The organism is Nocardia niigatensis NBRC 100131, assembly GCF_000308655.1.
GTDB lineage: Bacteria > Actinomycetota > Actinomycetes > Mycobacteriales > Mycobacteriaceae > Nocardia > Nocardia niigatensis.
This window is the reverse complement of the sequence record NZ_BAGC01000041.1, coordinates 1-25224: the sequence shown is the minus strand read 5'-3', so window position 1 is coordinate 25224 and position 25224 is coordinate 1. Positions and strand designations below refer to the sequence as shown.

The 25224-nt window shown below is 67.7% G+C and carries 30 protein-coding genes and 1 riboswitch; of the genes, 11 read left to right on the top strand and 19 right to left on the bottom strand.

Annotated features, from left to right (window positions below; genetic code table 11):
* The first annotated feature begins 29 nt into the window (after positions 1 to 29).
* The 5 genes from casI to ON33_RS15070 all read left to right on the top strand — a co-directional run bounded on the left by casI (position 30) and on the right by ON33_RS15070 (position 5621).
* On the top strand, positions 30 to 1766 hold the full coding sequence (casI, locus tag ON33_RS15090; RefSeq protein ID WP_083869019.1) for a steroid-22-oyl-CoA synthetase: 1737 nt from the start codon (positions 30 to 32) through the stop codon (positions 1764 to 1766).
* A 72-nt stretch (positions 1767 to 1838) separates the two neighbouring features.
* On the top strand, positions 1839 to 2717 hold the full coding sequence (locus ON33_RS15085; RefSeq protein WP_051152219.1) for a lysophospholipid acyltransferase family protein: 879 nt from the start codon (positions 1839 to 1841) through the stop codon (positions 2715 to 2717).
* A 179-nt stretch (positions 2718 to 2896) separates the two neighbouring features.
* Positions 2897 to 4042 (top strand): acyl-CoA dehydrogenase family protein, encoded by a 1146-nt coding sequence (locus tag ON33_RS15080; protein ID WP_040859392.1) that lies wholly within the window; start codon positions 2897 to 2899, stop codon positions 4040 to 4042.
* A 72-nt stretch (positions 4043 to 4114) separates the two neighbouring features.
* Positions 4115 to 4843 carry an enoyl-CoA hydratase/isomerase family protein gene (locus ON33_RS15075; protein ID WP_157184549.1) on the top strand — a complete coding sequence of 243 codons (729 nt, stop codon included), beginning with the start codon at positions 4115 to 4117 and terminating at the stop codon, positions 4841 to 4843.
* Between the two features lie 286 nt (positions 4844 to 5129).
* Positions 5130 to 5621: a Gmad2 immunoglobulin-like domain-containing protein gene (locus tag ON33_RS15070; RefSeq protein WP_040859842.1), complete on the top strand. Its 492-nt coding sequence runs from the start codon at positions 5130 to 5132 to the stop codon at positions 5619 to 5621.
* Positions 5622 to 5887: 266 nt separating this feature from the next.
* Here ON33_RS15070 and ON33_RS15060 read toward each other — a convergent pair whose 3' ends face one another.
* From ON33_RS15060 to ON33_RS15035, 6 genes are all read right to left on the bottom strand, one after another.
* Complete coding sequence (locus tag ON33_RS15060; RefSeq protein ID WP_063710998.1) at positions 5888 to 6748, bottom strand: alpha/beta fold hydrolase; 861 nt, start codon at positions 6746 to 6748, stop codon at positions 5888 to 5890.
* Between the two features lie 99 nt (positions 6749 to 6847).
* Positions 6848 to 8110: an RNA polymerase sigma factor gene (locus ON33_RS15055; protein ID WP_051152216.1), complete on the bottom strand. Its 1263-nt coding sequence runs from the start codon at positions 8108 to 8110 to the stop codon at positions 6848 to 6850.
* 1 nt (position 8111) lies between these two features.
* A complete protein-coding gene (locus tag ON33_RS15050) occupies positions 8112 to 8453 on the bottom strand; it encodes a YciI family protein (RefSeq protein WP_040859389.1) in 342 nt (113 codons plus the stop codon).
* Entirely contained in the window at positions 8450 to 9094 is a 645-nt protein-coding gene (locus tag ON33_RS15045; protein WP_083868983.1) for a dihydrofolate reductase family protein, read from the bottom strand. The genes ON33_RS15050 and ON33_RS15045 overlap by 4 nt, the downstream gene beginning before the upstream one ends.
* A 509-nt stretch (positions 9095 to 9603) precedes the next feature.
* Positions 9604 to 9975 carry a hypothetical protein gene (locus ON33_RS15040; protein ID WP_040859387.1) on the bottom strand — a complete coding sequence of 124 codons (372 nt, stop codon included), beginning with the start codon at positions 9973 to 9975 and terminating at the stop codon, positions 9604 to 9606.
* 202 nt (positions 9976 to 10177) lie between these two features.
* The gene (locus tag ON33_RS15035) at positions 10178 to 10510 is read right to left on the bottom strand and encodes a DUF732 domain-containing protein (RefSeq protein WP_157184548.1); all 333 of its coding nucleotides are present in this window, start codon (positions 10508 to 10510) and stop codon (positions 10178 to 10180) included.
* Positions 10511 to 10603: 93 nt separating this feature from the next.
* On the opposite strand from ON33_RS15035, the gene ON33_RS15030 reads away from it, so the two are divergent.
* Positions 10604 to 10897, top strand: coding sequence for a hypothetical protein (locus ON33_RS15030; protein ID WP_157184547.1), 294 nt, complete (start codon positions 10604 to 10606; stop codon positions 10895 to 10897).
* A 99-nt stretch (positions 10898 to 10996) separates the two neighbouring features.
* Here ON33_RS15030 and ON33_RS15025 read toward each other — a convergent pair whose 3' ends face one another.
* Entirely contained in the window at positions 10997 to 11920 is a 924-nt protein-coding gene (locus ON33_RS15025; RefSeq protein ID WP_051152214.1) for a serine hydrolase, read from the bottom strand.
* 322 nt (positions 11921 to 12242) lie between these two features.
* Here ON33_RS15025 and ON33_RS15020 point away from each other — a divergent pair, with 322 nt between their 5' ends.
* Positions 12243 to 12644, top strand: a complete 402-nt coding sequence (locus tag ON33_RS15020) for a hypothetical protein (RefSeq protein ID WP_245550540.1) — start codon at positions 12243 to 12245, stop codon at positions 12642 to 12644.
* Between the two features lie 71 nt (positions 12645 to 12715).
* On the opposite strand, the gene ON33_RS15015 is transcribed toward ON33_RS15020, so the two are convergent.
* A complete protein-coding gene (locus tag ON33_RS15015) occupies positions 12716 to 13372 on the bottom strand; it encodes an SDR family oxidoreductase (RefSeq protein WP_040859379.1) in 657 nt (218 codons plus the stop codon).
* An 80-nt stretch (positions 13373 to 13452) separates the two neighbouring features.
* On the opposite strand from ON33_RS15015, the gene ON33_RS15010 reads away from it, so the two are divergent.
* Positions 13453 to 14352, top strand: coding sequence for a LysR family transcriptional regulator (locus tag ON33_RS15010; protein WP_040859377.1), 900 nt, complete (start codon positions 13453 to 13455; stop codon positions 14350 to 14352).
* A 58-nt stretch (positions 14353 to 14410) separates the two neighbouring features.
* Here ON33_RS15010 and ON33_RS15005 read toward each other — a convergent pair whose 3' ends face one another.
* Positions 14411 to 14836, bottom strand: a complete 426-nt coding sequence (locus ON33_RS15005; RefSeq protein WP_245550539.1) for a DoxX family protein — start codon at positions 14834 to 14836, stop codon at positions 14411 to 14413.
* A gap of 167 nt (positions 14837 to 15003) precedes the next feature.
* Between ON33_RS15005 and ON33_RS15000 the strand changes: the two genes are divergently transcribed.
* Both ON33_RS15000 and ON33_RS14995 read left to right on the top strand, forming a co-directional pair.
* Entirely contained in the window at positions 15004 to 15636 is a 633-nt protein-coding gene (locus ON33_RS15000) for a hypothetical protein (protein ID WP_218001434.1), read from the top strand.
* Between the two features lie 71 nt (positions 15637 to 15707).
* Complete coding sequence (locus tag ON33_RS14995; protein ID WP_157184546.1) at positions 15708 to 16364, top strand: hypothetical protein; 657 nt, start codon at positions 15708 to 15710, stop codon at positions 16362 to 16364.
* A 53-nt stretch (positions 16365 to 16417) separates the two neighbouring features.
* On the opposite strand, the gene curA is transcribed toward ON33_RS14995, so the two are convergent.
* The 4 genes from curA to ON33_RS14980 form a co-directional block, all read right to left on the bottom strand.
* Positions 16418 to 17431 (bottom strand): NADPH-dependent curcumin/dihydrocurcumin reductase, encoded by a 1014-nt coding sequence (curA, locus tag ON33_RS14990; protein ID WP_040859372.1) that lies wholly within the window; start codon positions 17429 to 17431, stop codon positions 16418 to 16420.
* Positions 17432 to 17546: 115 nt separating this feature from the next.
* Positions 17547 to 17915 carry a hypothetical protein gene (locus ON33_RS14985; RefSeq protein ID WP_040859370.1) on the bottom strand — a complete coding sequence of 123 codons (369 nt, stop codon included), beginning with the start codon at positions 17913 to 17915 and terminating at the stop codon, positions 17547 to 17549.
* Positions 17908 to 18078 carry a hypothetical protein gene (locus ON33_RS44675; RefSeq protein ID WP_444543758.1) on the bottom strand — a complete coding sequence of 57 codons (171 nt, stop codon included), beginning with the start codon at positions 18076 to 18078 and terminating at the stop codon, positions 17908 to 17910. Before ON33_RS44675 ends, ON33_RS14985 begins: the two co-directional genes overlap by 8 nt.
* Positions 18079 to 18119: 41 nt before the next feature.
* Positions 18120 to 18199, bottom strand: a riboswitch (ZMP/ZTP riboswitch).
* A 63-nt stretch (positions 18200 to 18262) separates the two neighbouring features.
* Positions 18263 to 18583: a putative quinol monooxygenase gene (locus ON33_RS14980; protein WP_051152211.1), complete on the bottom strand. Its 321-nt coding sequence runs from the start codon at positions 18581 to 18583 to the stop codon at positions 18263 to 18265.
* A 215-nt stretch (positions 18584 to 18798) separates the two neighbouring features.
* Between ON33_RS14980 and ON33_RS14975 the strand changes: the two genes are divergently transcribed.
* The gene (locus tag ON33_RS14975; RefSeq protein WP_083868982.1) at positions 18799 to 20085 is read left to right on the top strand and encodes a lipopolysaccharide biosynthesis protein; all 1287 of its coding nucleotides are present in this window, start codon (positions 18799 to 18801) and stop codon (positions 20083 to 20085) included.
* Here the strand turns inward: ON33_RS14975 and ON33_RS14970 are convergent.
* The 6 genes from ON33_RS14970 to ON33_RS14945 all read right to left on the bottom strand — a co-directional run.
* A complete protein-coding gene (locus tag ON33_RS14970) occupies positions 20061 to 21275 on the bottom strand; it encodes a L,D-transpeptidase (RefSeq protein WP_040859368.1) in 1215 nt (404 codons plus the stop codon). The two genes, ON33_RS14975 and ON33_RS14970, sit on opposite strands and share 25 nt — an antisense overlap.
* Before the next feature lie 160 nt (positions 21276 to 21435).
* Positions 21436 to 22338 carry a metallophosphoesterase family protein gene (locus ON33_RS14965; protein ID WP_040859834.1) on the bottom strand — a complete coding sequence of 301 codons (903 nt, stop codon included), beginning with the start codon at positions 22336 to 22338 and terminating at the stop codon, positions 21436 to 21438.
* 68 nt (positions 22339 to 22406) lie between these two features.
* Entirely contained in the window at positions 22407 to 22901 is a 495-nt protein-coding gene (locus ON33_RS14960) for a cupredoxin domain-containing protein (RefSeq protein ID WP_040859367.1), read from the bottom strand.
* A 114-nt stretch (positions 22902 to 23015) separates the two neighbouring features.
* Positions 23016 to 23708: a Rieske (2Fe-2S) protein gene (locus tag ON33_RS14955; RefSeq protein WP_040859366.1), complete on the bottom strand. Its 693-nt coding sequence runs from the start codon at positions 23706 to 23708 to the stop codon at positions 23016 to 23018.
* Positions 23705 to 24277, bottom strand: a complete 573-nt coding sequence (locus ON33_RS14950) for an RNA polymerase sigma factor (RefSeq protein WP_051152209.1) — start codon at positions 24275 to 24277, stop codon at positions 23705 to 23707. Before ON33_RS14950 ends, ON33_RS14955 begins: the two co-directional genes overlap by 4 nt.
* Before the next feature lie 172 nt (positions 24278 to 24449).
* Positions 24450 to 25224: SLAC1 family transporter (locus tag ON33_RS14945; RefSeq protein ID WP_040859364.1), on the bottom strand; the 775-nt coding region annotated here is incomplete at its 5' end.

The window sequence follows — 25224 nt, the reverse complement described above, 5'->3', positions numbered from 1 at the left end:
AGACTCGGCATATGGAAGGCGAATCGGACATGACGGACCTATCGGCGGTAACCCCGGCCGTATCGGACGACACCCCGGCGGTGTCGCGGGGGCAACACCCGCGGCGCGCGGACATCGCGACCATGCTGCTCGACCGCCTCGGCGACGAGCGGTTCGGCGTGCGCACCCGCGAACGGAATTGGACCTGGGACGCGGTGGTGCGGGAGTCGGCGGCGCGGGCCGCACTGGCCCGGGACCTGCGGCGCGACGGGCCCTTCCACATCGGGGTGCTGCTGGACAACGTGCCCGATTTCGTCTTCTGGCTGGGCGGCGCCGCGCTGGCGGGCGCGACCCTGGTCGGCATCAACCCGACCCGCGGCACCGCCCAGCTGGCGGCCGACATCCGCTATGTCGACTGCCAGCTCATCGTGACCGACGCGGCCGGGATGGCCCGCCTGCGCGACCTGGATCTGGGTCTCGAGCCCGACCGCTTCCTGCTGGTGGACGACCCGGCCTACCGTGCAGCGATCGAGTCGCGCCTGATCGCGATCGCGGCGGGCCCGGTCGAGCCCGCCGCGGACGCGGGCCCGGAGTCGTTGCTGCTGTTGCTGTTCACCTCCGGCACCTCCGGCACCTCCAAGGCGGTCAAGTGCACGCAGCGCCGCCTGGCGGTGATCGCGTACGCGGCCTCCGACAAGTTCGGTCATGTCCGGGAGGACGTCGACTACTGCTGCATGCCGCTGTTCCACGGCAACGCCATCATGGCGCTGTGGGCTCCGGCGCTGGCCAACGGCGGGACCGTGTGCCTGACCCCGAAGTTCTCGGCGTCGGGATTCCTCGCGGACGTGCGGTATTTCGGCGCGACCTTCTTCACCTATGTGGGCAAGGCGCTCGGCTACCTGCTCGCCACCCCGGCCACCGCCCAGGACTCGGACAACACCCTGGTCCGTGGCTTCGGCACCGAGGCGTCGGTGGCCGACCAGGCCGAGTTCCGCCGTCGCTTCGGCGCCGAGCTCTTCGAAGGCTACGGCTCCAGCGAGGGCCCGGCCCTGGCCGCCATCGACCCCGCGGCGCCGGCCTCGGCGCTGGGCCGTCCGGCGCATCCGGGAGTGGCCGTGGTGAATCCGGAGACCCTCGCGGATTGTGCGCGAGCGGAATTGGATGAATACGGCCGCGTCTTGAATCCGGACCAATCGGTTGGAGAGATGATCGACAAGGCGGGCGCGCTCGTCTTCGAGGGCTATTACAAAAACGATGTCGCGGATGCCGAGCGTTTGCGGAACGGCTGGTATTGGACCGGCGATCTCGGATATATCGACACGGACGGATTCCTGTATTTCGCCGGACGCAAAGGCGACTGGCTCCGCGTCGACGGCGAGAACACCTCGACCCTGCTCATCGAACAGGTGCTTCGACGGCATCCCGCGGTCATTGCCGCCGCGGTCTTCGGCGTCCCCGACCCCCGCTCGGGCGACCAGGTGATGGCGGCCATCGAGGTGGCCGACCCGGCCGCCTTCGATCCCACCGAGTTCGCCGAATTCCTCAGTGCCCAGGATGATCTCGGCAGTAAGGGCGCACCGCGATTGCTGCGCGTGTCGGGGAATCTCCCGGTCACCGGTTCGAACAAAGTGCTCAAACGCCAACTGCAGGAACAGCGTTGGCATACCGCGGAGCCGATCTATCGCTGGACGGGTCGCGGCAAACCGGAGTACGACCTGTTCACCGATGCCGGCAAAGGAGAACTCGAAGCGGAATTTGTCTCATTCGGACGCTCGAACCTGTACTAACCCTGACTCGCTGACCTGCGCGGACTTTCGTTACGATGCCGATATCGAAGGTTCTTGCAGGGAGGGTTTGTCTTGTCTCGTCATGGCGATCAATGGTCCGACAACGAAGCACCCAGGGGGCTGACCGACGGCGCGCCGCTGCACGTCGATCTCACCGATGCGGATCGCCGCATCATCGATCTGCTGGTCGCCCCCTCGCGGGCCTGGTTCAGTCCGCGTTTCTACGGAATGGAGAACTTCCCGGAGCAGGGCCCGGTGCTGCTCGTCGGCAATCACAGCCTGGCGGGCGGCACCGATGCCCCGCTGCTCGCACACGAGATCCTGGTGCAACACGATCGGCTGGTGCGGGGGCTCGCCGAGAATGTGCTGATCGATGTGCCCGGGTTGCGAGATGTGCTGCACCGCTGGGGAATCGTGCGCGGTAATCGCCACAACTGCACCACGCTGCTGGAGCAGGGTGAGGCGGTGGCGGTCTTCCCGGGCGGTGGCCGCGAGGCCATGCGAGGCAAGGGGCAGAAGTACCAGCTGCTGTGGGAGGGCCGCACCGGCTTCGCCAAGATGGCCATCCAGACGGGCGCGCCCATCGTCCCGATCGCCATGATCGGCGGCGACGACATCTACGACATCGTCTTCGACGGCGATCACCCGGTCATGCTGCCGCTGCGCAAGGCCGTCGAGGGCCTGGGCCTGCGCTCGAATCTCACCCCGCCGATGATCCGCGGCCTCGGACCCACCCTGATTCCCAAGCCGGAGCGCTTCTACTTCGCCCTGGGCACCCCCATCGACACCAGTCCCTGGCGGGACGTCGAGGATCTCGACGGCGCCGCCGACGAATTGCAGGCCGTGGTCCGGAAGGCCGTGGAGGGCGAACTGGACTTCCTGCTGGCCGAGCGCGATCGGGATCGCGGTCGCAGCCTGCTGGGCCGCACCCTGGGTCGCTTCGGCCTCTGAGCACCACCCTGAGGTCCCGGTAGGTTTACCGGGGTTCAGCAGCTCCGTTCCGCGACGTCAATGGCGACTGTCGCAGTTCGGACCATTTTCTTTCCCCGCGAAGTTAACCTCCGTTCGACTTTCGAGTACGGTTGTGGGCACAGGCGTTGGTGCCGATGTGGTCACTGTAGGAGGTTGGCGTGGAGCGCACCCTTTTCGAACCCGAACACGAGCTGTTCCGGGAGTCGTTCCGTAAGTTTCTCGATCAGCATGTGGCTTCCCAGCACGAGCAGTGGGAGCGTGACGGCATCGTCGATCGCTCGGTCTGGCTGGAGGCAGGCAAGCAGGGGTTCCTCGGCATGGCCGTGCCGGAGGAGTACGGCGGCGGGGGCGTGCAGGATTTCCGCTACAACGCCATCGTGACCGAGGAGGTCACCAAGGGCATGTACTCCGGCCTGGGTTTCGGTCTGCACAATGACGTGATCGCTCCCTACCTGCTGGAGCTGTCGACCGAGGAGCAGAAGCAGCGCTGGCTGCCGGGCTTCTGTTCCGGCGAGATCATCACCGCCATCGCCATGACCGAGCCCGGTACCGGCTCGGACCTGCAGGGCATCAAGACCCGTGCGGTCAAGGACGGCGACGACTGGATTCTCAACGGCGCCAAGACCTTCATCACCAACGGCATCAATGCCGACATCGTGATCGTGGTCGCCCAGACCGATGCGTCGAAGGGCGCGCTGGGCTTCTCGCTGCTCGTGGTGGAGCGCGGCATGCCAGGCTTCGAGCGCGGCCGCAATCTGGACAAGATCGGCCTCAAGGCGCAGGACACCGCCGAGCTGTCCTTCACCGATGTCCGCGTCCCCGGCAAGAACCTGCTGGGCACCGAGGGCCAGGGCTTCATCCACCTGATGCAGAACCTGCCGCAGGAGCGCCTGTCCATCGCCGTCATGGCCGCCGCCGCCATGGAGGGCTGCCTGGAGCTGACCTGCCAGTACGTGCGTGACCGCAAGGCCTTCGGCAAGCCGATCGGCGCCCTGCAGAACACCCGCTTCGTGCTGGCGGAGCTGGCCACCAAGACCACCGCGGTGCGCGTGTTCGTGGATCGCTGCATCGAGCTGCTCAACGACAAGAAGCTGACCGTCGAGGAGGCCGCCATGGCCAAGTGGTGGTCCAGCGAGGAGCAGCTCGACCTCATCAACCGCTGCCTGCAGCTGCACGGCGGCTACGGCTACATGCGCGAGTACCCGATCGCCAAGGCGTACATGGACGCCCGCATCCAGACCATCTACGGCGGCACCACCGAGATCATGAAGGAGATCATCGGTCGCAGCCTGAAGCTGGCCTGACACAGTCGAATTCGAGATCCGGCCGAGGGCGTGCGCGCCGTCGGCCGGATCCGCTGCGGGAAGGCAATTCTCATGAGCGCTGAGCTCGTACTTCGCACGCTCGAGGACGGCATCGCCACCCTCACCCTGAACCGTCCCGAGAAGCTGAACGCTTTGACGGCGGCCTCGTTCGAGGAGCTGTCGGCGCATCTGGACGCGCTGGCGTGCGAGGACGTCCGGTGCGTGATCCTGACCGGGGCGGGCCGATCCTTCTGCGCCGGACACGATCTGGGGGCGATCTCCGCGGGCGACGCGATGGCGTCACGTTACGCCGAGGCGGAGACCATCACCCGGCTCGAAGCGTTCCCGGCTCCGGTGATCGGCAAGATCCGCGGGCACTGCTTCACCGGCGGCCTCGAATTGGCGCTGGGCTGCGACATTCTGGTGGCGGGCGAGAACGCGCAGTTCGGTGATACGCACAGTCAGTGGGGGCTGGCTCCGGTATGGGGCATGTCCGTCCGGCTGCCCGAGCGGGTCGGCATGGCGCGCGCCAAGGAGCTCAGCTTCACCGCGCGCCGGTTCAGTGGCGTCGAGGCCGCGGCGATGGGGCTGGTGAACCATGCCGTGCCAGACGAGGGTCTGGACGGATTCGTGGCGCATCTGGCCGCGCAGATCAGCGCCAATTCGGCCGGGTCGAACCGGATCTACAAGTCGCTCTACGCGAATTCGCGGGAACTCGGACGCGTCGAGGCGCTGAAGGCGGAGACCGCTGTGCCGTTCGGGATGCCGGAGGACGCGGTGGATCGGTTGACCAAACGCTGAATCCACTGCACCCGGTGCTGAATTCATAACGCTCAGCGCCGAAGGTGAACGCCGGGCGCCGAGTTCATCGCGCCCAGCGGTGGGCTCGCCGCACCGAGCTGTCCCCGGCCGGGGTTGGGTCCGCCGGGTCGGGCTCGGTGCGGTGTGATCGTCCGGTCTCCTCCTCCGCACGAGAGCCGTTGTCTCCAAAGGTCATCGATTCCGAGCTCTTCGATAGAAACAGTGCCACAATGGAATTCGAAGTCGGATGAATCTTGCGATGCCCGGTTCGATCGGAGACCCACTGATGATCATCGAAGTGCAGCAACCCCGGCCCTACGACATCGTCGGCAACCAGATCCAGATCGCCGGAACCGCGGGCGGAGCGTTCGAGGCGAACTTCAACTACCGCATCACCGAGGGCCACGACGAGGTCAACGGGTATTTCACCGCCGGCGACGGGAACGGCGGCCACAGCCAGTTCCAGCTCGCTGTCGACGTGTCGGGCGCCTCGTTCATGCTCAACCGGATCTTCATCGAGGTGTTCCACACCTCGGCAAAGGACGGCGCGGAGCTCGACAGCGTCATTGTCCCCGTGATCCTCGGACCGAAGATCGTGCCGGGCTACACCACGTATCTCGAACACACCGTCACCAGCGGAGAAACGCTGTGGGGCATCGCGGCTCGCTACTACGGATCCGGCAAGTTCTACTACCGGCTCGTCGCGGCGAACCCCGAGGTCATCACCAACCCGAACGAGATATACCCGGACTACGTCATCAAGGTGCCGCGGGCATAACCAGCCATCGATATGCCGCCGTCGTGGAGCGCAACCGGGCGCGGCGGCCGCCGGTGCTCGGAGGCTGCCGACCGATCCGGGTCATCTGCGCTGCGCACCTGTCGAGCGCCGGGGCGGCGGTGGTGGAATTCGAGCGCGGTCCGGTCAGCCCGGACGAGGGCCGGAGGTACCGCGATCGCTGCTGCCCGCACACGGCCGGAACGGAATCGTCGGGAGCAGGCATGACGAAGCGGGCCCGGTGAACGGGCCCGCGCACGAGAGCGATGTCAGGCGGCGCCGGTGGCGGGCGTGAAGGTGAGTGCGTCACTGATTACTTCGCCGAAACGGCTCGGATCGGCGAGTAGCCAGCAGTGCTTGCCCTCGACGGTGATCGTCCGGATCTCCTCGTGGGCGGCCTGGAGTGTCTCTGTCGCGGCCTCGGGGATCACGTTGTCCGCGCTGCTCCAGACGATCGTTATCGGCAGACCACGGCTGCCGAGTTCGGCCAGTTCGGCTGTCAGATTCGCCGTTCTGACCAGCTTGGCCGCGCGCCAGAAGGCCTGCGGATGGGACATGGCCGCCGGGACGCCGTCGCGGAGGATGATCGGCAGCACACGGGTCATTTCGGGGACCGGGAGGATATCGGCCTGCAGGTGCAGACCCCAATCCCACAGCGGCCGCTGGGCCATGGCCACCACTGTGCCGCGGCCGTTGACCCAGGCCGAGCCACCTACCGAATTGACCAGGACCAGTCGGCCCACCAGGCTGGGCGATTCGTAGGCCGTCATGATGGCGACGGCGCCGCCGAACGAGTGACCGATGAGTGTGACCGGTTCCGTGATACCGGCGGCCCGGATGAACGCGGCGACCCAGCTCGCGTAGCCGTGCATGCTGGTGCGGCTGGTGGGCAGTTCGCCCGTGCCGCCGAAGCCGGGCATCGTCGGCGCGTAGACCCGCATCCCACGCCCCGACAGCTGCTCGAGTGCGGCTCGATAGGTGCGATTCGCCAGTCCGAATCCGTGCAGCAGTACCACGCTGGGACCGGTGCCGCCGACCAGATATCGGCTGCGGATCCCGTCGACCGTGGCTGTCTGCCAGCTCAGCCGGCTGTCTTCGGTCCGGTGGTCGGTCTGCTGTGGGAGTTCCATGGTTCGACTTTGCGCCGTCGACCGGCGACAGCAGAGAGGCCAATGCCGTCCGATCGCAGTGGAAGGTCCATAACCGCCAGGACCTTCGACTCTCCGTCGTCACCGACGACCGCGGCACCTGCGGCCACTGGTTTCTGTGGGGAGCTTGCCGGAAGAAGCGAGCAGACGGGCGATGAGGAACTCGCGTTCGGTGTCATTCCGAGCGCGGGCGATCGCCGCGCGGTAAGCCTGGGCGGCGTCGTCCTTCCGGCCGAGGCGGTGCAGGAGATCGGCACGCACCGCGTGGTACAGGTGCTGGTCGCCGAGGTCCACCAGGTCCAGTTCGGTCAGTGCGGCTTCGGGCCCGGCGACCTCGGCCACGGCCACCGCCCGGTTGAGCCGCACCACCGGGTTCGGGGTGAGGTCGAGGAGCTGGTTGTAGAGCTGGAGTATCTGCGGCCAGTCGGTGTCGGCGGCGGTGCGGGCGGCGGTGTGCACGGCATTGATGGCCGCCTGGATCTGGTACGGCCCGGGTTGGTTGCGGCGCAGGCATGCCCGGACCAGCGCGTGCCCCTCGGCGATCAGGGCTGTGTCCCAGAGACGTCGATCCTGCTCCGGGAGGGGAATCAGCTCACCGGTCCCGGATGTGCGTGCGGCACTGCGTGATTCGGAGAGCAGCAGCAGGGCGAGCAGGCCGTGGACCTCGGGTTCGTCCGGCATGAGTTCGGCGAGCACCCGGGCCAGCCGGATGGCCTCGGCGCGCAGGTCCGCCCGGGCCAGGTGCGCGCCGGCGGTGGCGGTGTGCCCTTCGGTGTAGATCAGGTAGAGGACGGTGAGGACGGCTTCGAGCCGGGCGGGCAGGTCGGCGTCGGACGGCACCCGGTATGGGATGCGGGCGTCGCGAATCTTGCCCTTGGCGCGGGTGAGGCGCTGCGCCATGGTCGTCTCCGGCACCAGGAAGGCACGGGCGACCTCCACCGTGGACAGTCCGCCCAGCAGCCGGAGGGTCAATGCCACCTGGGCGTGGCGGGACAGCGCGGGATGGCAGCAGGTGAATATCAAGCGCAGCCGGTCGTCGCGCACCGCGCCCTCCTCGATCGGTTCCCCATCCGCCCGCAGCAGCGCGGCCCGGGCGTACTTGTCGGCGCGGGCGGCTTCACGGCGCAGCCGGTCCACCGCGCGATTGCGGGCGGTGGTGATGATCCAGCCGGGCGGACTGGGCGGCAGCCCGTCGCGTGGCCAGCGCTGCACCGCGGTGGCGAAGGCTTCCTGCACCGCGTCTTCGGCGATGTCGACATCACCGAAGACACGGATCAGGGAGGCGACGGCGCGGCCGTAGTGCTCTGCGAACACGGCCGCGACATCGACTGTGCCGGAGGACATGTCACGCGTCCTGGATGGGCCGTACCTCGATCGGCAGCCCGATGATCCGGGCCATGCGGCGACCCCAGTCCAGAGCCTCGTCGAGGTCGGCCGCGCGCAGGACGGTGAAGCCGCCTATGTGCTCCTTGCTCTCGGCGAACGGCCCATCGGTGACCAGCACGTCGGGGCCCTGTGCGCGCAGTACGGTGGCGGTGCTCGGCGCGTGCAGCCCGGCGGCGAACACCCACGCCCCGGCGTCCCGCATCTCCGCATTGAGTTTCGCGAGTTCGCTCATGATCTCGTCGAGGTCGTCCGGCGGTGCGGTGTCGTCGGGCTGGTAGATGCTGAGCAGGTACTCGGTCATCGCGACTCCTCTCCTGCGGGACGATAGGTGGCGATGAGGACACCGGTCGTCGTGGTGACGCTGTCGGTCAGTCGCAGCGGGCCCACGTCGACGCCGTCGAACAGGCGCGCGCCGGGACCGACCGTCAAGGGGTGGATCGAGAGCAGGTACTCGTCGATCATGCCCGCACGCATGAGGGAGCGCAGCAACTCACCGCTGCCGAGGACCACCAGATCCAGGTCGGGTTGCTCGGCGTGCAGCCTGCGCACGGCCGCGACCCCGTCGCCGGGCAGCAGGGTGGAGTTCTGCCACGGCAGCGGTTCGGCGAGGGTGCGGGAGCAGACGAACTTCTGGGCCTTGTCCAGCACCTCGGTGAACGGATTGCCGGTCTGATGGGGCCAGAACTCGAAGAAGTCCTGGTAGGTGCGGCGACCGAACAGCAGGCCGCCGCCGGTGTACGCGGCCATGTGCGCACCCATGACGCGGGCCTGGACCGAGTCCGCGTACGGGTGTGCCCAGCCGCCGCCCGCGAATCCGTTCCGGGTGTCTTCATCGGCCCGGCCCGGGGCCTGCATGACGCCGTCGAGGGTGAGATTGACGACCGCGACGATCCTGCCAATGTTCGCTCCTTGGTTGCGACCCGGCCAGGTTGCCGGGTTCATCCTCTACACGAACGGACGGCCGCGATCACGACACCGCCGCAGAAATTTCTCGCGGGCAGGGTGGGCGCGTACCAAACGATCGCCTGGTTCTACGCCGCGACCACCGGGCGGGCCGTGCGCTCGCCGACGTGCTGCAGCAGTTCGTGGCGTACGCGCCGTGCCTTCTGGCCGCGGGCCTCGCGATCGGCTTCCGCTTCCACACGGGTGCGGGGGACGTCCTGTTGTCGGTGGTCATGCTGCTGGTCATCGGGCTGGGCAAGGTCCAGCGTTCACCGTCGCCGAACAACGCGAGGTGGTTCTGGAATTCTCCGGAACCACCTCGCGCGCTTCGATTTTCACGCCTTGCGGCAGATGACCAGGGTGTCGTCCTGGCCCAGCGGCTGCCGTGCCGACTTCGCGACGGCGGCGCGTCGGCCGAGAGCAGATCCTGCGCGGCACCCACCTGGATCCGTTCGGGCACAACCGAATCCGGTGGGACGAGCGCGCTGCGTGAAGGGTTACCGCTCGGTTCAGACCTCGAGGTGTTCCTCGATGTCGCGGAGACGATGCCGGGCGAGTGCCAGATTGCCGCGGGTCCGGTCCAGCGCCACGTAGAGGAACAGCCCGCGCGAGCGTCGTCCGCGCAATGGCCGCACCAAATGGTATTGATTGGTGAGGGTGATGAGGACGTCCTCGATCTCCTCGTTGAGCCCGAGCTGCTCGATGGTGCGCAGCTTGGCCCGCACGACCTCGGTATTGCCGGCGGCGGCAACCTCCAGGTCCAGGTTCTTCGAGCCGCCGAGCACGCCCAGCGGCATGCCGCTGCCGTAGTCGACGACGGCAGCGCCCATGGCTCCGTCGAGCATCATCATGTCCTTCAGGGCTACTTCCAAGTCCGCCATGGAATTTCCTCTCCTACGCCGTGACGGGTTGTCGTGTGCCGTGACGCTACGCCCGCACGGGACCGGCGGCGGGCAGTTTGCTGAAGAATTCCGCAAGGTATGCAATTAACAACTTACGCAATCAGATAGACCCATTAGGCCCTGAAAAACCTGCGGGCGCTGCCGTTTCCGGCAGCGCCCGCAGGCTCGATACGACCGTGGCTCAGCCGCAGAGGCTGCCCGGCGCGGTGGCCGCGTCGAGGAACAGCACGGCCTCCTCCTTCTCGGCCGCCCCACCCGGAAGCTGTTCGGACAGCTGCTCCTTGGTCATGCCCGCCGCGATGGCCGCACAGTCGGCCTTGCCGACATCGATGGCCGCGAGCTGCTGATCCTGATCGGTCAGGAGCTCACCCTTCTCCTGCAGGTAGCTCACGAACACCTGCTCCGGCGCGGTCAGCGCGCGCTCGGCTCCGGCCACCCCCGTCGCCGCCCCCAGCAACGCGACCCCTGCAGCCACCACTCCGAATCCCGAAGCGAGACGGCTCTTTTTACCCACGAATTCTCCTTCAACATCGAACGAACCCGGCGAGCGTACCCCGCGCCGGCCGTGGGTCCGCGCGAAGCCGGCAACCGCCCCAGCGCATCCGGGGTGCCGGATCGGTCGCGTTCAAGGATCGTCGTCACCAGCATCGTGTGGTCCTCGATCCGCCGCCGCGGACGAATCCATCACCGCCCCGCACGACATGCTCGCCGAGGTACTGAACGACCTTGCGCTGCAGGTAAGACCGCCGAAGGCGACCTCACCTACGCCGTCCTGCTGTGGATCACCAGCTTCGACGAACGGGTGGTCTACGACCTCACCGAACACCGGCGCTGGAGCGCCGGTCAGGTGACCGGCCACCTCACCCGCGCGGTCGCGGGAGCGCTCGGCATCTCGGTCTGACGCGCGTCAGCCGGCCCGCCGAACCCGCCGCAGCTGTTGCGTCCCCACTCGCGGGCGATGGTCCACGGGGTGACCGCCACGGCACCGCCCTGGCCGGGATTACTTCAGCGTCGTGTGCAGCAGGGTCACCCCGGCGGTGAGGGCCGCGCCCGCCACCGTCCAGGGGGTGCCCGCAGGCTGCGTCGACAGCACCACCACGGCGTAGCGGTAGGGCTGATCAGGGGAGGGGCTGACCAGACCGGTGGTGTCCAGGGTGGTCGAGGAGTCCAGATCCATCCAGCCCTGTTTGACCGCCCAGGTGGCGCCGGTGAGGGCATCGGGGATGCCGAAGTACTGATCGGTGCCGTCGGCGGCGGTCTGGGAGGTGTTGTGCAGCGCGCCGACGATCAGGTCCCGCGCCGAGGCCGGGATCACGGCGGTGATGTAGTGGAAGACGGCCACGACATCCCGTGGCGTGGTGAGGGTTTCGCCCCACTGGGCGGTGTCGTCGGGTGCGGTGGTCGCGGACAGTCCGATGGCGGCGACCATGCGGTCGATGATGGCGTCGTTGCCGCCGTTGTCCCACATGGCGTCGGCGATGTCGTCGTCGCTGGTGGACAGCATCTGGGTGAGTCGGGCGGTGGTGTCCGGATCCGGTTGCCAGTTCACCGTTTTCAGCGCGTCCAGGGCGATGAGCAGTTTCACCACCGAGGCGGTGTAGAACTGCTGGTCGGCATTGAGGCTGGCCAGTGCCGCCCCCGTCGTCGTGTCCACCACGTCGATGCCGACGGTGGTCCCGGGCGAGGCCGCCTGGATGGCGGTCTGCATCTGCTGGGCGATGGCCGTCACCGAGATCGAATGCGAAGCAATCACAGTCGGGCTGGGCGCCGTGGACGCGGGGACCTGGCCGACACCGGCCTGATCGTGGGACATGGCGAACGCAGTGGGAGCGCTGAGCGCTGCCAGGGAGATCACGGCGACGAAACTGCCGGCCGCGATCCAGAACCACCGTGCGTGCGGGGTACGGGCCTGAATCGGGGTCATAGTCAATTAGATCGACACGAAGCTCGAGACATTTCCAGTCGAATGCTGTCAATTTCCTGTTAAGTGCGCCGCGATCAGATCTCGGTTCGGAGACGGTTCTGATCAGCTAATTTGTCGCGAACTAAGATCAACTGTTGGGTCGGTATTCGCCCCGATGGAGACAGTAATGATCGCGAAGTGTGAGATTTTTCGAAATGACCTCATGAAGGCCCTCGCTGCTCTTGGCCTCGGGATGCTGATCTCGGTTGTCCCGGTTGTCGCCCACGCCGATGCGGATTATGGCAACGGGTGTGTTCTGTTCTCCGACAACACATCAGCAACTGTGGACTCGCTGCGGTTCAGATGTTCGCCCGGAGCACTGGACACGATCTATAGCGACGCCCCGCGCGGCGATGTGCCGGTCGGCGCCAAGGACGGCTGGGTCGCCACGCCGCACGAGATGCAGTCCTGGTCACCCCTGGTTTGGATCGGGAAGAACTTCGATACCGGCCCCGAGGGCGGCTCGGTGACGAACCGCGCGACCGGAGCCGGCATCGAGGGGTGGCCCGGCACCGTCTACGCCGGTCCGTCCAAGGTGGACGGCGGCGAGACCTGGATTCTCGACTACGCGCCGCAGCCCCTCTACGACGAGATCCGGGAGGTCACCCCCGGCGTCTGGTTCGGCTACTCCTGGATGCGGCAGGGCGACGGCTTCGTCCAGCAGGCGAGTTTCGTCCTGGCCTGAGCGCACCGGAGTCGTTGCGCTCGTGGGCGGCCGTCCGGCAGGAGGTGAAAGCCCCTGCCGCCCGGTCGTTTTCACACCCAGCGGCCGCCGCCGTCGACGTGCAGGGTGGTGCCGGTCAGGAAAGGGTTGGTGAGCGCCAGCAGGGCAGCCGACGAGATGTCCCCGGGTGTGCCGACCCGCCGGGCCGGATTGCTCGCGGCGACACCTGCGAAGAAGTCCGCCTTGCCGGGGCCGTCCCACGCGCCCGAATCCACGATGCCGGGCGAAATCGCGTTCACCCGAATGGGAGCCAGCTCCACGGCGAGCGCGGCGGCCAGCGTGGCGGCCGCGGCATTGGCGGCGGCCATGACCGCGCGGCCGGGCGCCGGCCGCCAGGCTGCCACCCCGGAGAACAGCAGCAGGGCGCCTCCGGGGCGCAAGCGCGGCGCGAAATGCTTGGCCAGCAACAGTGGGCCGATCACCTTGGCATCGAAGGCCCGGTGCACGGCAGCGCGGTCGAGCGCGGTCACCGGGCCGTTGGCGGGATCGGAGGCCAGGGTGACCAGATAGTCGAGTTCGCCCACCCGGTCGGCCAGGGCCGCGATGGTGTCCTCGTCGGCCAGGTCGACCTGAGGCCGGCCCACCGAGAGCACCTGCGCCCCGGCCGCTTCGGCATCGGCCGCCAACTGCCGTGCGATGCCCGATCCGGCGCCGATGATCACCAGTGTCTTGTTCTGCAATGTCGTCATGCCCGGAATGAGCGCCCCGCCGCCCGCCGATCATCCCGTCGAGATCTGAATCTTTTCGATCGATTCCATAGAATTCCCGAATGCCAACCCTGCGTGCCCTGGAATGCCTGGTCGCCGTCCTCGACGCCGGATCGATCACCGAAGCCGCCGCGACGCTGCACATGTCGCAGCCCGCGCTGTCGCATCAGCTGGCCGCGCTGGAGAAGGAGATCGGCGCGCCGGTGCTGGAACGCCTCCCGCGCGGCGTGCGGGCCACCGTGGTGGGCCGGGCCGTGGCGGCCGATGCGCGCACGGCCCTGGCGGCGGCACAGCGGGTGGTGACCACCGGCCGGGCGACGGCCCGTGGCGCGGGCGGACATCTGCGGGTGGCTTGCGCGGAGAGCATGAGCGCCGGGCTGCTCGCGCCGGTGCTGCGCACTTGGCTGCGGCGGAATCCCGAAGTCGGACTGGGGCTCACCGAGGCCACCAGTGCCGATGAACTGGCCCGGCTGGTGGAGTCCGGGCAGGCGGATGTGGCCATCTGTCCTCGCCCGACCCGGTGGACGGGCGGTATCGAGGTGATCGGCGGGGAAGAGATAGTGGCCGTGCTGCCGCCCGGGCACGCACTGGCCGCGCGCACCCGGATCACGTTCGAGCAGTTACGCGAGGAACCGCTCGTGCACTACCACCCCGACAACGGACTGGCCGGCTGGCTCGAGGCCGAAGCCGCGCGCCGGGGTGTGGTCCTGAATGTGGCCGTGCGCACCCGGCAGGCGGTGACCGCCGCGCGGCTGGCCGCAGCCGGCGTGGGTGTCGCCCTGGTTCCGGCCACCGCACTGGGCACCGGGTCGGCGACGGTGCGCCGGATGCGGCCCGCGGTCGCGCGAGATCTGGTGTGCCTCATCGGGACTCCGAGCGATGTGCTCGTCGGGCGTTTCGTCGCCGAGGTGGTGCGGCGCGGCATCCCGGCCCCGGCCGCGTTGGCCGGGGCGCCGGAGTAGCCGCGCCGGCGCGAATCGCGGGCCCGGTATTCGACGAGTTCGTCTCCGTAGGACCCGGCTACCGCTCGGCGCGGTAGATCTCGCGGGCGGTCGTGATCAGCGGGAGCTGGAGCGGGAGGCGCAGCAGCGCGACGATTTTCAGCGGCAGGGGGCGGCCGCTGCGCAGCCAGTCGGCGGCCATCTGCAGATTGCCGGGGAAGACGGCGAGGAAGATCAGCAGGGCCAGGCGCGCGCCCAAGCCGCGGGTGCGAGGGACCACGAGCAGCGCGCCGGCGGTCAGCTCGGCCACACCCGAAACCTGGGTGTAGGTACGGGGTTTGCCGGGGAGCTGGGGCGGGATGAGGGTGTCGAAGGGCTTGGGCGCGACGAAGTGCAAGGTGCCCACGCCGAGCAACAGGGTGGCCAGCGCCAGGGCGCGGGTCCGAATGCCGTTGCTGCCGAACGGTTGGATTGCCGCGGGGGAGTGCGACAGATCTGCTGTCATCGCTGCAGCATAACCGGTCGGTAGGTATTCTCCGCCCGGTGACCAGGTTCCGCTCTCCCGCCCGGAGTGTCGTCGCGGCGAGTGGCCGATCGCCAAGGGATAGCGCACAATTAGGCTGCTGTCCGGCTCGAGCAGGGGAAGTTATGAAGGTGCACAAAGGGCTTGCGATGGCTCTGCTGGTCCTGAGTTTGACGGTCGCTTGCTCGAAGGAGGAGGCAAAGCATCCGGCCAACGCACCAGCACAAGCGGTTCCGCAGCCCGCGGCCAAGGAGAAAGAGGGCACCATCCCGATCGGCCCCGGTCCGCAGGGCGCCTACACGGTCGCCGCGCAGCCCGCGCCCGGCAGCTGTCACTACCGCCAGACCTCCGACGGTCAGCCGCTGCCCGATCCCAATTGCACTCCCGGCGCGACGAATCCCAAAGTGACAGCGGCGAATCTGGCCGACACCATCTGTAAGTCGGGCTACACCGCCTCGATTCGGCCCAACACCTCCATCACGAATCCGGAGAAGGCCGCCAATATCAAGTCCTACGACTACACCGGCGACCCCCGCGATGCCGAATACGATCACCTGATCTCGCTGGAGCTGGGCGGCGACCCCAACGATCCGCGCAATATCTGGGTCGAGCCGCCGTCACCGGGCCACCAGGCCGGCGCCGGGCCGAACAATCCCAAAGACGGCGTGGAGACCAAGCTGCACACGCTGATCTGCAACGGCAAGGTCGCGCTGGTCGACGCCCAGGTGGCCATCGCCACCGACTGGACCACCGCGCTCGCGAAGGTCGGCTTCCCCAGCTAGGGGCGCGTCGCGTCCGGCGTGCCGGACCGAAACCACCGCTGCGTCCGAACCGGCGGGCCTACGATCGAACGATGTCAGCGCCGCAGGGCACCTCGACGATGATCGAGGGCCGGGTCGTGCACAAGGTGAACAACGCACTGCAGATCACCTTCAGTGCCGGCCCGGGCGACCCATTGGCCACCGGTGTGCAGGGCGCGGGCAACGGCCTCACGGCCAAGGCCGCCATCCTGTTCGGCTTCAAGAACGGCGGCACCGGCAGGCACCGCATCACCTATGCCGACGGGTCGGTGGTGTGGGTGGAGTCCAAGGATTCCGCGCCCACCGTGCTCAGTCGCGGCGACGGGACGTCGCTGGGCACCGTGCAACGGGCCGACACCTCGACCGCCGTGGGATCCACGGCGGGAACGCTTTTCCACTTCGTGCCCGATCCGGAGGAGGCCCGGACCCCGGAGCTGTTCCGCATGGTGGTGCTCGACCGCATGGGTCAGAAGATCGGTCGTCTCGACGTGGTGCGCACCGTCGGCGGCTGGACTCTGGGCCGGATGGTGAACGATCTCTACGACGCGTCCTTCTGGTGGGATCGGGCCGGGCAGCCGCTACCCGTGCCCATCCTGGGCACCCGGCTCTGGCTGAAGCACCCGCTCGACCCGGTGGAGCGGGATGTGCTGCTGGGCGTCTGTGTGGACATCGCCCTGGGCTTGCGGCCGTACATCGCGGTCATGAAGTAGGAGAACGGCTTCCGGGGCTTCCGCCCGCCCGCGCGGGAGCCCCGGAGGTCCGGTCAGTCGGAGACCTTGATGACCAGCTTGCCGAGATTCTTGCCGGTGAGCAGGCCCTGGAACGCGGCGACGGCATGGTCGAGGCCGTCGACGACATCCTCGAGGTGGACGAGCTTGCCCTCCGCGATCCACTGCGCCGCCGCCGGATAGAACTCGGCGGCCTGGCCCGCGAACTCGGACACGATGAAGCCGCGCACGGTCAGGCTCCGGCGCAGGATGCTCGACATGAGCAGCGGCAGCCGGTCCGGGCCCGGCGGCAGGTCGGTGTCGTTGTAGTTGGCGATCAAGCCGCACACCGGGATTCGGGCGAACGGATTGAGCCGGGGCAGGACGGCGTCGAAGACCGCGCCGCCGACATTCTCGAAGTAGACGTCGATGCCGTCCGGGGTGGCGGCGGCCAGCTGCTCGGCGAAGTCGGGCGCGCGGTGGTCGACCGCCGCGTCGAAGCCGAAGCGTTCCGTCAGCAGGGCCACCTTCTCCGGTCCGCCCGCGATGCCGACGGCGCGGGCGCCTTTGATCTTCGCGATCTGACCGACCGTCGAACCGACCGGTCCGGTGGCGGCGGCGACCACGACGGTCTCACCCGGCTTCGGCTGCCCGATGGTGAGCAGACCCGAGTACGCGGTCAGGCCCGGCATTCCCAGTACGCCGAGAGCGGTGGTGAGCGGTGCGGCATTCGGGTCCAGCTTCCGCAGGGCCCGCGCATTCTCGACCGAGTGCGTCTGCCAGCCGCCCCAGCCCAGCACGATATCGCCGGGTCGCAGTCCCGGATCGGTGGATTCGAGGACGCGGGACACGGTCGCGCCACACATGGTCTCGTCGATCTCGACCGGCGGGGCGTAGGAGGGCGCATCGCTCATGCGCCCGCGCATGTACGGGTCCAGCGACAGATACAGCGTCTGCAACAGGACCTCACCCGGCTGCGGCGAGTCCAGTTCGACCGTCTCGGTGCGGAAATTCTCCGGCTGCGGCATCCCGATCGGGCGGGAGGCCAGGACTATACGGGTGGACTTCATCGTCGGAACAACCTTTCGATGGGCAACCCCTTCATTCTGATCATTCTGGACCGGTATCACGGCAAATCCCGATGCCCGAATCTCGCGACGCGGCCCCTCCCCGACTCCCGATTTGTCAGGCGGCGTGTCCCGGACGGTGCGAGAGCCGTTGCAGCGCTTCCTCGATGGCCTGCTGTGCTGCTCGGCGCGCTTCTTCGAGCGGAATCATTTCCGGTTCGTCGCTGTAGGCGGTGTGTAGATCGGCCTCGATCAGCTGCCGGATATAGGCGCTCTTGCTCAAACCCAGTTCCTGTGCGCGTATTCCACAACGAAGGTCCAAATCATCGGACATCTTCACCGACCGAGCACGCAACCCCGGCTTGTTCTCGGCCTCGCTGTCGCGGGCCGGCTCCACATCGACAGCCGCCCCGTGCCCAACCTCCAGCCGATCCATGATCTCGGCCATTTCTTCAGGGCTGACATCGTTGAGGTCGAGGTCAGTCATGGTAGATCTCCCACTGTTCGAACTCGGCGGTCTGACGGGCCGTCAGGGGGCGGATGTCGGCGATGATGATGTCCGGCGGCATGACGCGAGCGACGCCGACCCGTGCAGCACCCGAACGCGCCGCCGTCCAGTACGCGCGCTTGCTGATGCGGATTCGTTCCATAGCGCAGATCCGCAGCCGTGCCCCGTCTCTCGTCTCGAGATAGGGAGCACCCAGGCGGACGACGCTCCGATACTGCGCTTCCTCGTGGTCGGCCCACGCAACGCCAGTCGCAATCGGCACCACCCTAACCCCTTGGCCGAACCGAACGGTCAGCACGGGTGGGCCGGTGCGCCGGGGCTTTTCGTCAGTCGGGGATGTGGCCGTGCGCGTGGACGGCGTGACCGTAACAGCCTTCCGGCTGTCCTGCCAGCAGGGGAGGGAGCCGGCTGCTGATCGCCGCGACCGGTTCGGAGCGGGTGGTCGCGTCGTGGGCGGCCTTGTCGATCCACAACTGGGTCAGCCAGATCGTGTCGGGGTCGTCCGGCGCGGTATTGATGCTGTAGGTGAGGAGTCCGCTGTCCGGGCCGCCGGCGCGGAATCCGCTGAGGAGCACGTCGATCAGCTCGTCGCGGCGGCCGGGGTGGGCGGTCATGCGTCCGAAGACGCTGAACATGTCGCTGGGCACAGGTCCCCCGTTCGGCTGGATAATCCGTCGTCGAGCCTACCGTGGCGCGGCCGGTCATTGGTGGGATGAATCCCGTTGCAGGACTGGGCAGTTGAATTTGAATGGTTGGTTACGGTTTCCGGTGAGTAACCGGTTCGGGGTGGCGGGGTAGGGGAGCGGGCAGGAGAATTTCGGGGTCGGGCCGGGGCGCGCGGTCGGGGAGAAAGAGGACCGCTATGGCGGGACAGCGGGTGGCGGGACTCGTGGGGCGGGTGCGGACGAAGGTCGCCGAGGACGGGCTGCTGTCGGTATTGCGGGACATCGGGTTCGTCAGTCTGGGCAAGTATGGGCAGTTTCTGGTCACCGCGGTAACCGTGCCGCTGACCGCACGGATACTGGGGGTCAGCGGGGTCGGGCTGCTGGCCATCGGGATGTCCGCGTACTTTCTGGGCTCGCTGCTCGTGGACCTCGGCATCAATACCTTTCTGGCCGCGCTGCTGAACGATGAGGGACTCGGCGAACTCCGGGGGAGTTATCTCGCGGTGCGGGGCGCTGGGCTCGGTGCCATCGCGGTGGCGCTCACCGCCGGACTGAGCTTCGGCGCCGGGACGCATCTCCGCATGATCCTGCTCGGACTGTTCGTGGGCGGATTCCTGGCCATGTCCGAGGACTGGCTTCTGGTGGGACAGGCCAGATTCGGAGCCTCGATGACCTACCAGATCGCCGGCCGCGTGGTGTACCTCGTGCTGCTGGTCGCCGTGCTGCCCCGGTTTCCGCACGCCGAGGTGGTGCTGCTGTGCCTGCTGCTGTCCTCCGTTGTCACCGTCGCCCTGACCTGGCGGGACGCCCACTCACGGTTCGGCCGCCCGGGCCGCCCGACCAAGGTCGTGATGATCCTGCGCACGGGCGCGCCCGTGCTGGCGTCACGGCTATTGGTGACCAGCTACGGGCAGGGCACCGCCACCGTCTACTCCTCGGTGCTGGACGCCGCCTCGCTCGGGTTGTATTCGGCCAGTGACAAACTCGTGCGCGCGGTGCAGTCGCTGCTGGACCCGATCGGCTTGGCGCTGCTGCCCCGCATGGCCCGGGAGCGCACCGATCCGAGTTTCTGGCGGCGCGAGATGCGCGCCCTGGCCGCATGCGTGATCGTGGCGGCCGTGGCGGGGGCCGGGATCTGGGTGACCGCCCCGTTCGCCGTGCAGCTGATCTACGCCGACGATTTCCGCGCCGTCGTGCCGATCCTGCGCGTGGAGGTCTGCATCCTGGTCGCCACCGCCACCACCTCGTTCGTCACCACCGCCCTCCTCCCGGTGCGGCAGGATACCGTCGGCATCATGATCGGCGCGGTGGTGGGAACAGCGGTGGCGGCCACCGCGCTGCTCCTCACCTTGCGCACCCACTCGGTGTGGACGCTGGTGTGGGGCACGGTGGCCGCCGAATTCTGTGTCGCCGCTTGGTATCTCGCGCGGACCGGTCAGCTGGCCGCGCGCGAGCGGGTTCAGGCGCTACCGGCCAGCCACTGATCCCAGCTCAGCGTCCAGTCGCCGTTCTGCCACACCTCGAGCGGCGCGCCGCCGGTGTTGTGGACCTCCACCACGTCGCCGGGATTCGCGAAGTTGAAGAACCACTGCGCGTTCTCGGCATTGAGGTTGAGGCACCCGTGCGAGGTGTCGGTATTGCCCTGCGCCCACACCGTGGAATCCAGCTGGTGCAGATAGATGCCGTCGGTGCTGATGCGCGTGGCCCAGCCGATGGCCTCCTTGTACCCGAGCCGCGAATTGACGGGCAGGCCGTAGGTGGAGGAGTCCATGATGACCGGGTTGGCCTTGTCCATGACGGTGTAGGTGCCGGGCATGGTCCAGAACGTGAACGTCTTGCCGGCGATGGTCTCACTGCCGCCACGACCCATGGAGGTGGGCATGGTGCGGATCAGCTGACCGTTCTCGAACACCTGCACCTGATGGGTGTTGTCGTCCGCGATCGACACGTGCGAGGGGCCGATCACGAAGTTCGCCTTGGTGTCCTCCTGGCCGAACAGGCCGTTGCCGACCTCGACGCCGTACAGGTTGGCCGCCACGTTCACCTTGGTGCCGGTCTTCCAGTACTCCCTGGGCCGCCAGTGCGCATTGCGGTTGTCCATCCAGTACCAGGCGCCGTCCACCGGCGGATCGGTGGTGACCACCAGTCGCTTCTGCGCCGCCGCCCGGTCGGGGATGTCCTCGTCGAAGTGCGCGACGATGACCATGCCCACGCCGTAGGCGTTGCCGTCGACGATCGCCTGCCCGCCCGTGGTGTTCAGATACACCTTGGTCTGGTTCTTCGGGGCGATGGTCGTGAAGGTGGAGGTGATCGGGCCGGTCGCGCCGGTCACATCCATTCCGGAGGCCTTCAGCGTGTAGGTGCGGCTGTAGCCCAGCTGATCGTTCGGCTTCCACGCCGTCTTGTCCGGCGTGAACGTGCCCTCGATGACCTTGCCGTCCTCATTGGTGAGCGACACATCGGTCAGCACGCCGCTGGACGTGCTCACCTTCACCGCAGCCGACGGATCGACCTTGTCGGAGCCCTGCGCCGGAGTCATGGTGATGGACTGCGCGACCGGAGTGCGCGGACCCACCGTGCCGCTCGGGAGATTGGACGAGCAGGCCGCCAGTACCAGCACGAGCGCGATCAATGCGCTCGCTGCGGCATTCGTCCGAAAACGGCGGGGTGGCATAGCTTCCCTCCTGTAATCGCCGTGCGCCGCACTGCTGCACAGCATCTTGTTACTGCCCAGCGTAGTAGATTACCTTGCGTTTTCGATCTTCCATCGCCCGGTCATGCTGTCGAAATGACAACGATGTGAGACGCGCGTGCGACACGCCGTTGGGCAGTGGTCATTTCAGCGATTGTTCTTTGATAGCCAACTGCTGTTGCCCCTTCTGGTAGGTGACCTCGCGGATGCCCAGAGCGTCGTGCAGCCTGCCCGCGGGCAGCGTCACCGGCTTCGGCGCCGGGCCCTCACCGGGTTTCGGCAGCGGATACGCCGTGGTGGTGCCGCTGTAGAAGGTCACATTGCCCTCGGTCTTCGTGAACAGTTGGTGCACATGGCCGTTGAGGCAGGTCACCGAGGAGAACCGTTTCAGGTAGCTGAGCGCCTGGGTGGCATCGTCTGTGCCCCAACCCCATTGGGGGTACATGGCGAACAGTGGAATGTGGCTGAACACGATGATCGGTGTGTCACTGGACAATCCGGCCACGTCCTTCTGTACGAAGTCCAGCTGATCCTGTCCGAGATGCCCGAGATCCTTGAGATTGAGCGTATTGACCAGTCCGATCACGTGGACGCCGGCGATGTCGAAGCTGTACCAGCCGTCCCCGCGGGTGCCGTTCCCGAAGGCCGACCGGTACCGGGAACCGCCGTCATCGCTCGAATCGTGTTCTCCCGGAACGGTGAACACGTGCGGGGTCTTGATCCCCCGCATCATCTGATGCACCTGATCGAACTGCTCCGCCGTGGCCAGATGGGTGAGATCGCCGGTGTGGATGACGAAGTCGGGCTCGTAACCCAGCGAGTTCACCTGCGAGATCGCCTCGGTGAAGGTATCGGTCACGCTGGTGTTGGCGGTCCCGGTGAATCCGATGTGACTGTCACTGACCTGCGCGAACCGCAGCGTGGGTCGGGCGGGCGCGGCCAGCGCGGTGCCGGCCAGGTGCGAGACCACCTCGCCGCCCACCACCGCCAGGCCCACCGCCGCGCCGAACCAGGCGGAGTGCCGCATCAGCTGGCGGCGTGTCATCTTCTGGGGATCGCGGTTCGCGTCCTCGTCGTCGAAGTCCGCGAACTGGTCGTCCGGGTTACGGGTGCTCATTGCGTCACCACCACGGTCGCGTGCATGAACGGATGAATCGAGCAGACATAGGCGAAGCTGCCCGCCTTGGTGAAGGTGAAGGTGTAGGTCGCGTTGTTACCGAGCGTCGGCGAGCGGAAGCTGCCGTCGTCGGCGACCACGGTGTGCGGTTCTTCGTCGTGATTGGTCCAGCTCACCGTGGTGCCGACCTTGACGGTCAGCGACGTGGGCCCGAACGCGAAATTGTCGATGGTGACGGCGTTGGGTCCGGCCGGTGCCGCGGTTGCCGGGGCGGAGGTCGCCGCCGGCATCGTCATGCTGGGCATGGCCGGACCCGCGCCGTCCGGCACCATGCCGGGCGTAGCGGTGCCGGAAGCGAAGGTGAAGCCGGGTGCGGCATTGTCCGTGGCTTTGCCGCCGCCGCTCGAGCTGCACGCGCTCGCCGTCAGCAGGGCTGCCGCGGCGACGGTCACGGCGACGGCTGCGCGCCGCCGGCTGCGGGTGGGTGTCATGGGGTCCGGGCCTCCATCCGGGATGGTTCCGTTCGCTGCTGCGAACCGGTCATCCATAGATAGGGGCGGGGGTTACATGAGACGGAAACCGCTGTGCGCGAGCACTATTGGAATCTAGGCGGGCTCGGTGGGCGCGAAAACCTCGATGGTGCCGTTGTTCTCGCGGACCCGGACGGTGGGCAGTGGCGCGGGCGCCACCGGCAGTTGATGTGTGACCACCTGGCCCTCGATGGAGAACGAGGTGGAATGGCAAGGGCAGCGCAGCCGTTCGGCCGGGGCGTCCAGCCACAGCTTGCAGCCCTGATGCGTGCACACGCCGGACACCGCGACCGGATTTCCCTTGTCGCGGCGCACGAATCCATTGACGGTGCCGACATCGAAGGCGATCGTCGCGCCCTCCGGCAGATCCGAGGAACGCGCGATCGGCAGCCATGCGCCGGTATTGGGCGACAGCGGCGCCTGCTGCGCGGCCGGCGGAGAACCCGTCTCCCCGCGCCCGATCAGCGTCCGATCCACCACTGCCCCGACCGTGGCCGCCGCGGCCGCGGAGGTGCCGATCAGCAGGTTCCGGCGGCGGTAACCGTTCACCGAGCGCACCGGGGCGGGCTCGTCGTCCACCTCGGCTGCGAGCCGGCGCTGCAGACTGCTCAGGAACTCTTCGCTGGGCGCGTCACTGCCCAGGCGCGCGGCCCGCAGTTCGATGGCCGTGCGCATCTGCTCGGCTTCGGCCTCATCGGGCCGGAAGCCCGTGGACTTCTTGCCGGCCAGTAGTTCGTCGACGAACCTGCGCACTTCCCGCCCGCTCACCGCACACCTCGCTCATTCAGCTGGGACGCCATCTGCAACGCCCGATGCTGCAACACCTTCGCATTCGCCACCGTCACACCCAGGCTCTGCGCCGACTCCCGGACCGAAAGTCCCTGGAGGAAACGCAGTTCCAGAATGCGCCGGTAGCGGTCCGGCAGTTCGGCCAGGACCGCCTTGGCCCGGGCCTCCGCTCCGGAGTCGTGGAACTCCCCGGGCGGATCATCCGGGATATCGCCCTCGATGGTGGTGATCTCCCGGCCCATCCGCGCCTTCCAGTGCGCGGCCAGCACCGTGCGCGCGGTAGCGCGCAGGTAGGCCCGCACCTCGGGGGCGCTCGCCGTGATGCGCAGCGGTTTGAGCGCTGCCGTGAACACCTCGGCCGTCAGATCCTCGGCGTCGGCCCGATTGCCGACCTTGCCGAACATCAACGCGTACACCCAGGCGACATTGTCCCGGTACACCGCTTCCCAGCCGGCGTAGCTGTCACCGGACACCAGCCGCAACTCCCGACCCGAGCTCGAGCTCGTGACCGGCTGCGTCCGGCGCTCGGATTCGACCCGTCGCACCATGAACCGCCGCTTCCTGCATCCAACGAATACACCGACGCGTGTTCACGTCTGTCAGTAGATAGCGAATGGAGTTACAGCACGAGCATTTCGGCCGCATCGGGCACAGTCTGTCCCCGGACATACGACACCCGGGGCGTACCGATTCGGTACGCCCCGGGTGTGCTCCCGAGCTCTAACGGGCAGGCCGCAGCAGGTTTCCGCGGACCACGCCGTGCACGGTCTTGACGGAGACCACGGCCCAGGCGGCGACCAGCAGGGTGTAGAGCCCCACGGCGGTCACGGCGAACAGATCGGCCCCGGTGTGCGAGTACAGCGCGGTGCTGCCGGTGACACAGCAGCCGAGCGGGAAGGTGAAGCCCCACCAGGTCAGGTTGAACGGCATCGAGGCGCGGGCATGCCAGGTGACCGCGATGGCCAGCGCCAGCCACAGCATGGCGAATCCCCAGGTGGGAATGCCGAAGAGCAGCGAGAACACCTGCAGCCCGGTCGCCTCGTCCTGGTCCAGCACGGTGGGCGCGACATTCGCCAGCGACCCGGCGGCGGTGACGCCCTGCCCGAGCGGGCCCAGCACCAGCCACACGGTGGCGACCATCCCGGCCGGTGGCAGACCGTGGTGCAGCAGCCGCGACCAGATCAGCGTGGTCGTCACGAACGCGGCGATCAGGCTCAGGCCGAACATGGCCAGACAGGCCACGAACATGGTCAGCCGGGCCTGACCAGCCGGGGTGTGCGGAACCAGCAGTGCGCCCAGCGCGGCCGACACCATGGGCGGCACCACCGGCATCAGCCACCCGCCGAACGCCGCATCGGGATCGAACCGGTGCCGGGTGATCATCCGATAGGGAATGCCGGCGGCTGTCATCAGCCCGAAAACGGTTCCGGCCGACCACAACACCCAGTCGACGGTCAGCGCGGCGCTCGGCCCGATGACGTCCTTGCCGAGCAGC

Bases quoted from the DNA above. Each gene is read 5' to 3' on its own strand.
- ON33_RS14995 (WP_157184546.1), top strand. From the start codon at position 15,708: ATGTCAGCGCCGCAGGGCACCTCGACGATGATCGAGGGCCGGGTCGTG.
- ON33_RS15025 (WP_051152214.1), bottom strand. From the start codon at position 11,920: ATGACCCCGATTCAGGCCCGTACCCCGCACGCACGGTGGTTCTGGATC.
- ON33_RS15050 (WP_040859389.1), bottom strand. From the start codon at position 8,453: ATGACCGAGTACCTGCTCAGCATCTACCAGCCCGACGACACCGCACCG.
- ON33_RS14950 (WP_051152209.1), bottom strand. From the start codon at position 24,277: ATGGTGCGACGGGTCGAATCCGAGCGCCGGACGCAGCCGGTCACGAGC.
- ON33_RS15015 (WP_040859379.1), bottom strand. From the start codon at position 13,372: ATGACGACATTGCAGAACAAGACACTGGTGATCATCGGCGCCGGATCG.
- ON33_RS15040 (WP_040859387.1), bottom strand. From the start codon at position 9,975: ATGGCGGACTTGGAAGTAGCCCTGAAGGACATGATGATGCTCGACGGA.
- ON33_RS14960 (WP_040859367.1), bottom strand. From the start codon at position 22,901: ATGACACCCACCCGCAGCCGGCGGCGCGCAGCCGTCGCCGTGACCGTC.
- ON33_RS14975 (WP_083868982.1), top strand. From the start codon at position 18,799: ATGGCGGGACAGCGGGTGGCGGGACTCGTGGGGCGGGTGCGGACGAAG.
- ON33_RS14985 (WP_040859370.1), bottom strand. From the start codon at position 17,915: ATGACTGACCTCGACCTCAACGATGTCAGCCCTGAAGAAATGGCCGAG.
- ON33_RS15010 (WP_040859377.1), top strand. From the start codon at position 13,453: ATGCCAACCCTGCGTGCCCTGGAATGCCTGGTCGCCGTCCTCGACGCC.
- ON33_RS15070 (WP_040859842.1), top strand. From the start codon at position 5,130: ATGATCATCGAAGTGCAGCAACCCCGGCCCTACGACATCGTCGGCAAC.
- ON33_RS15000 (WP_218001434.1), top strand. From the start codon at position 15,004: ATGGCTCTGCTGGTCCTGAGTTTGACGGTCGCTTGCTCGAAGGAGGAG.
- ON33_RS15005 (WP_245550539.1), bottom strand. From the start codon at position 14,836: ATGACAGCAGATCTGTCGCACTCCCCCGCGGCAATCCAACCGTTCGGC.
- ON33_RS15060 (WP_063710998.1), bottom strand. From the start codon at position 6,748: ATGGAACTCCCACAGCAGACCGACCACCGGACCGAAGACAGCCGGCTG.
- ON33_RS14965 (WP_040859834.1), bottom strand. From the start codon at position 22,338: ATGACACGCCGCCAGCTGATGCGGCACTCCGCCTGGTTCGGCGCGGCG.
- ON33_RS15045 (WP_083868983.1), bottom strand. From the start codon at position 9,094: ATGAACCCGGCAACCTGGCCGGGTCGCAACCAAGGAGCGAACATTGGC.
- ON33_RS15055 (WP_051152216.1), bottom strand. From the start codon at position 8,110: ATGTCCTCCGGCACAGTCGATGTCGCGGCCGTGTTCGCAGAGCACTAC.
- ON33_RS14970 (WP_040859368.1), bottom strand. From the start codon at position 21,275: ATGCCACCCCGCCGTTTTCGGACGAATGCCGCAGCGAGCGCATTGATC.
- casI (WP_083869019.1), top strand. From the start codon at position 30: ATGACGGACCTATCGGCGGTAACCCCGGCCGTATCGGACGACACCCCG.
- ON33_RS44675 (WP_444543758.1), bottom strand. From the start codon at position 18,078: ATGGAACGAATCCGCATCAGCAAGCGCGCGTACTGGACGGCGGCGCGT.
- ON33_RS15075 (WP_157184549.1), top strand. From the start codon at position 4,115: ATGAGCGCTGAGCTCGTACTTCGCACGCTCGAGGACGGCATCGCCACC.
- curA (WP_040859372.1), bottom strand. From the start codon at position 17,431: ATGAAGTCCACCCGTATAGTCCTGGCCTCCCGCCCGATCGGGATGCCG.